The following is an 8,565-nucleotide window of genomic DNA, read 5'->3' as shown; positions in this document are numbered from 1 at the left end:
CTGTTCCCTTCCGTGCTGCCGTATCTGATGACCGGCATCCGCCTGTCGATGGGTGTGGCCTGGCTGGTGATCGTCGCCGCCGAGATGCTCACCGGCGGCGTCGGCATCGGCTTCTTCATCTGGGACGCGTGGAACTCCTCCAAGCTCTCCGACATCATCGTCGCGCTCGTCTATATCGGCTTCATCGGCTTCGTCCTCGACCGGCTGATCGCAGGGCTCGCGACCATCGTCACCCGCGGCACGGCCGCGAATTGAGGAGCGCCGCGATGAAACAGGCCCCCTATCTGCAGATCGACGGCGTCGAGAAGACCTTCGCGCGCGGCGACACGTCCAACCATGTCCTCGCCGACATCCATGTCGGCATCGACAAGGGCGAGTTCGTCTCCATCATCGGCCATTCCGGTTGCGGCAAGTCGACCCTTCTCAACATCATCGCCGGCCTCACGCCGGCGACCTCCGGCGGCGTGCTCCTCGACAACAAGGAGGTAAACGCGCCCGGTCCCGACCGCGCCGTTGTCTTCCAGAACCATTCGCTTCTGCCCTGGCTGACCGTTTACGAGAATGTCCGCATGGCCGTCGACAAGGTCTTCCGGGCGACGAAGTCGCGGGGCGAGCGCCACGACTGGACGCTGCACAAGCTCGATCTCGTCCACATGACCCATGCGAAGGACCGCCGTCCCGCCGAGATTTCCGGCGGCATGAAGCAGCGCGTCGGCATCGCCCGGGCCCTCGCCATGGAGCCGAAGATCCTTCTGCTCGACGAGCCCTTCGGCGCGCTCGATGCGCTGACGCGCGCCCATCTGCAAGACTCGGTCATGCAGATCCATGCCACGCTGAAGAACACGATGATCATGATCACCCATGACGTCGACGAGGCAGTGCTGCTGTCCGACCGCATCATCATGATGACCAACGGACCCGCGGCGACCATCGGTGAGATCCTCGAGGTTTCGCTGCCGCGTCCGCGCAAGCGGCTCGAACTCGTCACCAACACCACCTACATCAAGGCGCGCGAGGCGGTGCTGAAGTTCCTCTACGAGCGCCATGCCTTCGTCGAAGCGGCCTGACGGGCGACGCCCATGTCCGAACCGCTCGTCGTCATCGGCAACGGCATGGCCGCGGCGCGCCTAGTCGAGGAGCTCGGGCAGGTCGCTCTCGGCCGCCACAGCGTCCTTGTCGTCGGCGCCGAGCCGCGCCTCGCCTATAACCGGGTTCTGCTGTCCTCCGTTCTCGCCGGCGAGCTGCCAGTCGCCGATACCGAGCTGAAGCCGCTGACGTGGTGGAAGGCGCAGGGCGTGACGCTGGTCTATGGCCGGCGGGCCAGCGCCATCGATCGCGAGAGCCGGTGCGTCGTGCTGGAGGACGGGACGCAGCTGCCCTATGCGCGGCTGGTGCTCGCCACCGGCTCGGACCCGATCCGCCTGCCGAAACCCGGCATGGACCTGCCCGGTGTCGTCACCTTCCGCGACCATGACGATGTCGGCGCCATGCTGGCGGCTGCGGGTCCTGCGACGCGGGCCGTGGTGATCGGCGGCGGCCTGCTCGGCATCGAGGCGGCCTGTGGCCTCGCCGCAACCGGGACGCGGGTGACGCTGATTCATCTGATGGACCGGCTGATGGAGCGCCAGCTCGACGCCGAGGCGGCGAGCCTGCTCAACGCGGCCCTCGAGGCGCGGGGGATCACCGTCCTGCTCGGCGCCGATACCGCTGCGGTAGAGGGCGAGGGCTGCGTCGAGGCCGTCCGCCTGGCCGATGGCCGTGACCTGCCCTGCGACATCGTCGTGACCGCCGTCGGCATCCGCCCCAACGCGACGCTCGCGCGCGCGGCGGGCCTGGCAACGGCCCGCGGCATCGTCGTCGACGACCATCTGACGACCTCCGATCCGGCCATCCATGCCATCGGCGAATGCGCCGAGCATCGCGGCACCTGCTACGGCCTCGTCGAGCCGGCCTACCAGCAGGCCGCCATCCTCGCCCGCCATCTCGCGGGAATGCCCGCCGCCTATGAGGGGACGGTGCTGGCGACGAATCTCAAGGTCTCCGGCGTGCCGGTCTTTTCCGCCGGGGACTTTCTCGGCGCGGCTGGAACCGAGAGCATCGTCTGGCGTGACCCGGGCCTTGCCACCTACCGCAAGCTGGTCCTGCGGGACGGCGCGCTCGCCGGTGCGATCCTCTGCGGGGAGACCGCCGACGCGCCCTGGTATCTCGACCTCATCCGATCGGGCCGGCCGCTCGGGCCGCTGCGCGACCGCCTGATCTTCGGCCAGGCGCTGGCGGAGGCGGCCTGACATGGCCATCCACGGCTCGCTCCCGAACCCCGTCGCGACCGCCTGTCCCTATTGCGGCGTCGGCTGCGGGGTCGTCGCCAGCGTCGGCGCCGCGGGGCAGGTGACGGTCGCCGGCGACCCCGCCCACCCCGCCAATCGCGGACGGCTCTGCGTCAAGGGATCGACCCTCGGCGAGACCGTCGACCTCGAGGGTCGCCTGCTCCACCCGATGATGCGCACCCGGACCGGCAGCATGCAGCGCGTCTCCTGGGACACGGCGCTGGATGCGGTGGCCGACGGTTTCCAGCGCGCCATCCGCGATGGTGGTCCGGACGCCACCGCCCTCTATCTCTCCGGGCAATTGCTCACTGAGGACTACTACGTCGCCAACAAGCTGATGAAGGGCTTCGTCGGTACCGCCAATGTCGACACCAATTCGCGCCTGTGCATGGCTTCGTCCGTGGCGGGTCACCGCCGGGCCTTCGGCTCCGATACCGTGCCGGGGACCTATGAGGATCTGGACGAGGCCGACCTGCTGATCCTGGTCGGCTCCAACGCCGCATGGTGCCATCCGATCCTCTGGCAGCGGATGGTGGCGAACCAGAAGGCGCGCGGCGCCCGCATCGTCGTCGTCGATCCGCGCCGGACGGCGAGCGCCGCCGAGGCGGACCTCGTGCTGCAGATCCGTCCGGGCGCCGACGGCGTGCTGTTCTCGGGCCTCCTCGTGTTTCTCGCCGATACCGGCGCGCTCGACGACGCCTATGTCGCGGCCCATACGGAGGGGCTCGACGCCGCCCTCGTCCGTGCCCGCGAGATCGCGCCGTCCATCGCCGTCACCGCCGCCGCCACCGGGCTGGCCGCCGACGACGTGGAGCGGCTCTTCGGCTGGTTCGCCGCAACGCCCCGCGCCGTGACCCTCTACAGCCAGGGGGTCAACCAGTCGGCCCAGGGCACCGACAAGGTCTCGGCGATCCTCAACTGCCACCTGGCCACCGGCCGCATCGGCCGGCCGGGCATGGGGCCCTTTTCCCTTACCGGCCAGCCCAATGCCATGGGTGGGCGCGAGGTCGGCGGCCTCGCCAATATGCTCGCCGCCCATATGGGGTTCTCTGCGGGCGACATCGACCGCGTCCGCCGGTTCTGGGGGGCGCCGCGGATGGCGGAACGCGAAGGCCTCAAGGCCGTGCAGATGTTCGAGGCCGTCGCTGCGGGCGCGATCCGGGCGCTCTGGGTCATGGGCACCAACCCTGCCGCCAGCATGCCACGGGCCGACCATGTCCGCCGCGCCCTCACCGGGCTCGATCTCCTCGTCGTCTCGGAGAACGTGTTGTCCAACGACACGGTCAATGCCGGTGCTCATATCCTCCTGCCCGCCGCAGCCTGGGGCGAGAAGGACGGCACCGTCACCAATTCGGAGCGCCGCATCACCCGCCAGCGGTCGTTCCTGCCCCTGCCGGGCGAGGTCCGGCCCGACTGGTGGATCCTCGCCGAGGTCGGCCGTCGCCTCGGCTTCGGCGAGGCCTTCTCCTGGACCGATCCGGCCGCCATCTTCCGCGAACATGCGGCGCTTTCCGGCTTCGAGAACCGCGGCACCCGCGATTTCGACATTGCCGGCCTCGCTGCCCTGTCGGATGCCGACTATGCGGCTCTCCAGCCGGTGCAATGGCCGGTCCGGACGCGATCCGACAGGCGCGACAAGCGCTTCTTCGGATCCGGCGGCTTCTTCACCGCCGACGGCCGGGCCCGTCTCGTCGCCATCGCCCCTCCGGCCCTCGCCGAGGCCACCGATCCGGCCCGGCCCTTCCTGCTCAATACCGGCCGGCTGCGCGACCAGTGGCACACCATGACCCGCACGGGAAAGGCGCCGACGCTCGGCCGCCACAGTCCCGAGCCCTGCGTCGCGATCCACCCCGCCGATGCCGAGGCCGCAGGGCTCGCCGACGGCGACATCGCCCGGCTCGACACCGCCCACGGCACGGCTCGCCTGCGTGTCGTGCACGATGCCGGACAGGCGCGCGGCGAGGTCTTCGCCCCCATCCACTGGACCGGTGAGACGTCGGCGGAGGCCCGCGTCGGCGCGCTGGTGCAGGCGGCGAACGATCCCTTTTCCGGCCAGCCGGAGATGAAGGCGACGCGGGTCGCGCTGGCGCGCGTGCCCACGGCGACCGACGGTTTCGTCCTCTGCCGCGGCGAGGCACCACGGATCGACGGCCTGTTATGGACGAAGGTCGCCGTCGGCGGCGGCGCGGGGCTCCTCTTCGCCGCCCCCGAAGCTACGGACGGGCCGGCCCTCATCCGCCGCACCGCCGGCCCGGGGACCACGGTGGCGGAGGTGGGCGATCCCGCCCGCGGCATCTATCGGGCGGCGGCCTTCCGCGGAGACAGGCTGGAGGCGGTCGTTTTCGTGGGGCCCGGCGCCCGCGCCGCCTGGAACGGCGTGCAGGCGCTTTTCGGCCGGCCGGTTCTCGACGCTGCGAGCCGGCGGGCGCTGCTCTCCGGCCGCTCGGCCGAAGGTCTTCCCGATCCCGGCCCCACCGTCTGTGCCTGTTTTTCCGTCGGCCTCACCGCCGTCGCGGCGGCGATCGGAGCCGGAGCGGCCGATGTCAATGCCGTCGGCCGCACCACGAAGGCCGGCACCAATTGCGGCTCCTGCCGCTCGGAAATCAGGAAGCTCCTCGCGCGCACCGGAAGTCCTGTCCCCGCATGAAGGGTCCGCGGCGACGGGACGAGACAAAATCGCGCCCGCAGCCTATCAATTCCGAATGGATCTCGGGCTCAACGGAAAGTCGGCCATCGTCTGCGGCGCCAGCCGCGGCATGGGCCGCGCGACGGCGGAGATGCTGGCGGCCGAGGGTGTCGCGCTCACCCTCTTCGCCCGCAATCCCGAAAGGCTGGAGACAGCGGGCGCCGAGATCGGTCGTCGCTTCGGCGTGCCGGTCGCGGTCGTCGCCGGTGACGTCACCATCGCCGCCGACCGGGCGCGGCTCGTCGCCGCCTGCCCGGCGCCCGACATCCTGATCACCAATGCCGATGGCATGCCACCCGGCGATTTCCGCGCCTGGTCGCGCGACGACTGGATCAGCGCGCTCGACGCCATGATGCTCGCTCCCATCGACCTGATGAAGGCGACGGTCGACGGCATGATGGGGCGCGGCTTCGGCCGCATCGTCAACATCGTCTCCCGCTCGGTGAAGAGCCCGCAGGCCGAGATGGGCCTGTCGAACGGTGCCCGCTCAGGCCTTGTCGGCTTCGTCGCCGGCCTGTCGCGGCAGACCATCGCGCGCGGCGTCACCATCAACAACGTGCTGCCGGGGATCGTCGCCACCGACGCGCAGAAGCATCATGTCGACAAGCTCAGCGCCATGACGGGCCGGTCCTTCGACGCGATCTGGGCCGAACGCGCCGCACAGAACCCGGCGGGGCGCTATGGCGATGCCGCCGAGATCGGCGCGACCATCGCCTTCCTCTGCTCGGCCCATGCCGGCTTCATCACTGGCCAGAGCCTCTTGGTCGACGGTGGCCAGTATCCCGGGACCTACTGATCCCGCAGCGCTGCCAAGGCTGTCGCCTGGGTTCAGGTGCGGTCCCGCGTCATGAGCACGGCGCCGAGCGCCAGGGCGGCCGGCATGGCCTGGACGAAGAGGATCGACACCTTCGCGGTCGCCGCGCCGAACAGGCCGGCGACGACGACGCAGCCGAGGAAGAAGATCTTGAGCGGCAAGGCGAGGTGCTTCGGCGCCAGCAGGCTCCAGATCAGCCCTGCCGCCAGAAAGCCGTTGTAGAGGCCCTGGTTGGCGGCGAGGACCACCGACTGGGCTGCGAATTCCGGTGTCAGGTTGAACGACCTGTGGCCGAAGGGTGTGTTCCAGAAGACCATCTCGATGACGAGAATGCCAACGTGAATCAGCGCAACGAGGGCGACGAGGGCCTTGGCGACGAGCGTCATGTGGTTGCTCCTGGCGTTGCGCCGGCGGGAAAGGGTCAGCGCTTGCCGCGCAGCTTGAACACAGCCTGCTCGCCGAAGAAGTTCCAGAACCACCAGGGCGCGTTCACCCGGACCTCGCGACCCCATCCGTCGAGGGCGGTCGAATGGTCGATCACGGCCTCGACCTCGCGGACCAGATCGACGAAGTCGCGGATGGTGCAGAAGTGGATGTTGGGCGTGTCGTACCAGTGGTAGGGCAGGTTCTCCGAGGTCGGCATCCGCCCGCGGGTCACCAGTTGCAGCCTGAGGCGCCAGTGGCCGAAATTCGGGAAGGACACCACGGCCTGCTTGCCGATGCGCAACATGTGCTCGAGCACGACGCGCGGCGCCCGCGTCGCCTGGATCGTCTGCGACAGGATCACCACGTCGAAGGCGTCGTCGGGATAGAAGGCGAGATCGGTATCGGCATCGCCCTGGATGACCGCGAGGCCCTCGGCGACGCAGCGGTTGACGCCCTCGCGCGACAGTTCGATGCCGCGCCCGTCGACACCCTTCTCGTCACGCAGCAGCTTCAGGAGGCCGCCGTCACCGCAGCCGACGTCGAGCACCTTCGAGCCGGGCGCGATCAGTTGCGAGACAACGAGGTAGTCGGCGCGGATCGGCCCCGGGACGGCCCTCATGGTGAGGTCGGTGGTCATGCCCGCCTTGCTCATGCGATCCCCCGCGCGCGCGCCGCCGATTCCAGGAAGCCGCGCGTGATGGCGAAGAGCTCCGGTTCGTCCAGCAGGAAGGCGTCGTGGCCCTTATCGGAGGTGATCTCGGCAAAGGAGACCGAGGCGCCGGCCGCATTGAGCGCATGGACGACCTGGCGGGAATCGGCGGTCGGAAAAAGCCAGTCGGAGGTGAAGGAGACGACGCAGAATCGCGTTTTCGTCCCGGCGAAGGCCTTGGCGAGTGAGCCGCCATGGTCCGCGGCGATGTCGAAATAGTCCATCGCCCGCGTCACGTAGAGATAGGAATTGGCGTCGAAGCGCTCGACAAAGGCCTCGCCCTGGTAACGCAGGTAGCTCTCGACCTGGAAATCGGCGTCGAAGGAGAAGGTCGGCGCATCGCGGTCCTGGAACCGGCGCCCGAACTTGCGGTGCAGCGCGGCGTCCGAGAGATAGGTGATATGGGCCGCCATGCGGGCGACGGCGAGCCCGGCCAGGGGACGCGCGCTTTCGGCGAGATAGCGCCCGCCGCGCCATTCGGGATCGGCCATGATCGCCTGGCGGCCGACCTCGTGAAAGGCGATGTTCTGTGCCGAATGGCGCGCCGCCGTCGCGATCGGCATGGCCGAGAAGACGCGGTCACGATACTGGGCCGCCCATTGCAGCACCTGCATGCCGCCCATCGAGCCGCCGACGACGCTGAACAGCGTGTCGATGCCGAGGCGCTTCACCAGCATGGACTGCGCCCGCACCATGTCGGGAATGGTGATGAGCGGCAGCGACAGTCCATAGGGCTCGCCGGTCGCCGGGTCGGTCGAGGCCGGCCCCGTGGTGCCCATGCAGCCGCCGAGCACGTTGGAGGAGATGACGAAGTAGCGCTCCGTATCGATCGGCTTGCCCGGCCCGATCATGATCTCCCACCAGCCCGGCTTGCCCGTCACCGGATTCTTGCTGGCCACATGCTGGTCGCCCGTCAGTGCGTGGCACACCAGGATGGCGTTGGATTTCTCCGCGTTGAGCGTCCCGTAGGTGCGGTAGGCGATCTGGAACGGCGCGAGCGAGATGCCGGCATCCAGCATCAAAGGTTCATCGGCGCCGAAGCGGGCGACTTCCCCGGCCGGCTGGTCTGCCTGCTGGCGGGCGAGTTCGTCGGAAATGCGCCGGGGGTGGGCCATGGACACGGGTTCTGGCGTTTTACAAGTCAATCAGATCGTTCGTTATTCCGAACACCGGTATCCTGGCAAGCGGATTCGCATCGCCGGTCAATCCTCACCGCGCCTGAGGCGGTCGAGATCGCGGCGATCGGCCTTGGTCGGCCTGCCGCTGCCGGCCTCGCGTGCGGCCACCGGCGAGGGAAGATCGAAGCGCGGCGGCTCCGGCGAGAGATCCTCATAAATGTGCTGCGCTTCCGCATAGGGCCCTCGCCGCTCGGCGAGGGAGACGATCTTCAGGACCTTGATGCGGTCGCCGACCGCCACCGTCACCACATCACCGACCCGGACAGCCTTGTGGGCATGGTCGACGCGGGTGCCGTTCAGCCGCACCGAACCGTCCGTGCAGAGTGCAGTCGCAGCGCTCCGCGTCTTCACGACCCGGGCGAACCACAGCCATTTGTCGATCCGTAGCTTGCCGGTGTCGTTCAAGCGTCCTCGTCGCCTGGGTC

The 8,565-nt window shown here is 69.1% G+C and carries 9 protein-coding genes; 5 read left to right on the top strand and 4 right to left on the bottom strand.

Annotated elements, in window-relative coordinates; genetic code table 11:
- From Q8O26_RS07945 to Q8O26_RS07925, 5 genes are all read left to right on the top strand, one after another.
- Positions 1-255 (top strand): ABC transporter permease subunit (locus Q8O26_RS07945; RefSeq protein ID WP_305574969.1); only part of this gene is annotated, 255 nt, incomplete at its 5' end.
- A gap of 11 nt (positions 256-266) precedes the next feature.
- On the top strand, positions 267-1,067 hold the full coding sequence (locus tag Q8O26_RS07940) for an ABC transporter ATP-binding protein (protein WP_305574968.1): 801 nt from the start codon (positions 267-269) through the stop codon (positions 1,065-1,067).
- Positions 1,068-1,079: 12 nt separating this feature from the next.
- A complete protein-coding gene (locus tag Q8O26_RS07935; RefSeq protein WP_305574967.1) occupies positions 1,080-2,288 on the top strand; it encodes an NAD(P)/FAD-dependent oxidoreductase in 1,209 nt (402 codons plus the stop codon).
- 1 nt (position 2,289) lies between these two features.
- The gene (locus tag Q8O26_RS07930) at positions 2,290-4,974 is read left to right on the top strand and encodes a nitrate reductase (RefSeq protein ID WP_305574966.1); all 2,685 of its coding nucleotides are present in this window, start codon (positions 2,290-2,292) and stop codon (positions 4,972-4,974) included.
- Between the two features lie 55 nt (positions 4,975-5,029).
- Entirely contained in the window at positions 5,030-5,809 is a 780-nt protein-coding gene (locus Q8O26_RS07925) for an SDR family oxidoreductase (protein WP_305574965.1), read from the top strand.
- Between the two features lie 32 nt (positions 5,810-5,841).
- On the opposite strand, the gene Q8O26_RS07920 is transcribed toward Q8O26_RS07925, so the two are convergent.
- From Q8O26_RS07920 to Q8O26_RS07905, 4 genes are all read right to left on the bottom strand, one after another.
- Positions 5,842-6,213: a DUF1304 domain-containing protein gene (locus Q8O26_RS07920; RefSeq protein ID WP_305574964.1), complete on the bottom strand. Its 372-nt coding sequence runs from the start codon at positions 6,211-6,213 to the stop codon at positions 5,842-5,844.
- A 35-nt stretch (positions 6,214-6,248) separates the two neighbouring features.
- A complete protein-coding gene (gene metW, locus Q8O26_RS07915) occupies positions 6,249-6,905 on the bottom strand; it encodes a methionine biosynthesis protein MetW (protein ID WP_305574963.1) in 657 nt (218 codons plus the stop codon).
- Positions 6,902-8,077, bottom strand: coding sequence for a homoserine O-acetyltransferase (locus Q8O26_RS07910; RefSeq protein WP_305574962.1), 1,176 nt, complete (start codon positions 8,075-8,077; stop codon positions 6,902-6,904). The genes metW and Q8O26_RS07910 overlap by 4 nt, the downstream gene beginning before the upstream one ends.
- An 87-nt stretch (positions 8,078-8,164) precedes the next feature.
- Positions 8,165-8,545, bottom strand: a complete 381-nt coding sequence (locus Q8O26_RS07905) for an RNA-binding S4 domain-containing protein (protein ID WP_305574961.1) — start codon at positions 8,543-8,545, stop codon at positions 8,165-8,167.
- Positions 8,546-8,565: the final 20 nt, after the last annotated feature.

The organism is Phreatobacter sp. (genome assembly GCF_030691135.1).
GTDB lineage: Bacteria > Pseudomonadota > Alphaproteobacteria > Rhizobiales > Phreatobacteraceae > Phreatobacter.
Note: the sequence above shows the minus strand (reverse complement) of the source record. Positions and strands in the feature narration are given on the sequence as shown.

Coding starts and splice junctions, on each gene's coding strand:
- Q8O26_RS07940 (WP_305574968.1), top strand. CDS start 267: ATGAAACAGGCCCCCTATCTGCAGATCGACGGCGTCGAGAAGACCTTC.
- Q8O26_RS07935 (WP_305574967.1), top strand. CDS start 1,080: ATGTCCGAACCGCTCGTCGTCATCGGCAACGGCATGGCCGCGGCGCGC.
- Q8O26_RS07930 (WP_305574966.1), top strand. CDS start 2,290: ATGGCCATCCACGGCTCGCTCCCGAACCCCGTCGCGACCGCCTGTCCC.
- Q8O26_RS07925 (WP_305574965.1), top strand. CDS start 5,030: ATGGATCTCGGGCTCAACGGAAAGTCGGCCATCGTCTGCGGCGCCAGC.
- Q8O26_RS07920 (WP_305574964.1), bottom strand. CDS start 6,213: ATGACGCTCGTCGCCAAGGCCCTCGTCGCCCTCGTTGCGCTGATTCAC.
- metW (WP_305574963.1), bottom strand. CDS start 6,905: ATGAGCAAGGCGGGCATGACCACCGACCTCACCATGAGGGCCGTCCCG.
- Q8O26_RS07910 (WP_305574962.1), bottom strand. CDS start 8,077: ATGGCCCACCCCCGGCGCATTTCCGACGAACTCGCCCGCCAGCAGGCA.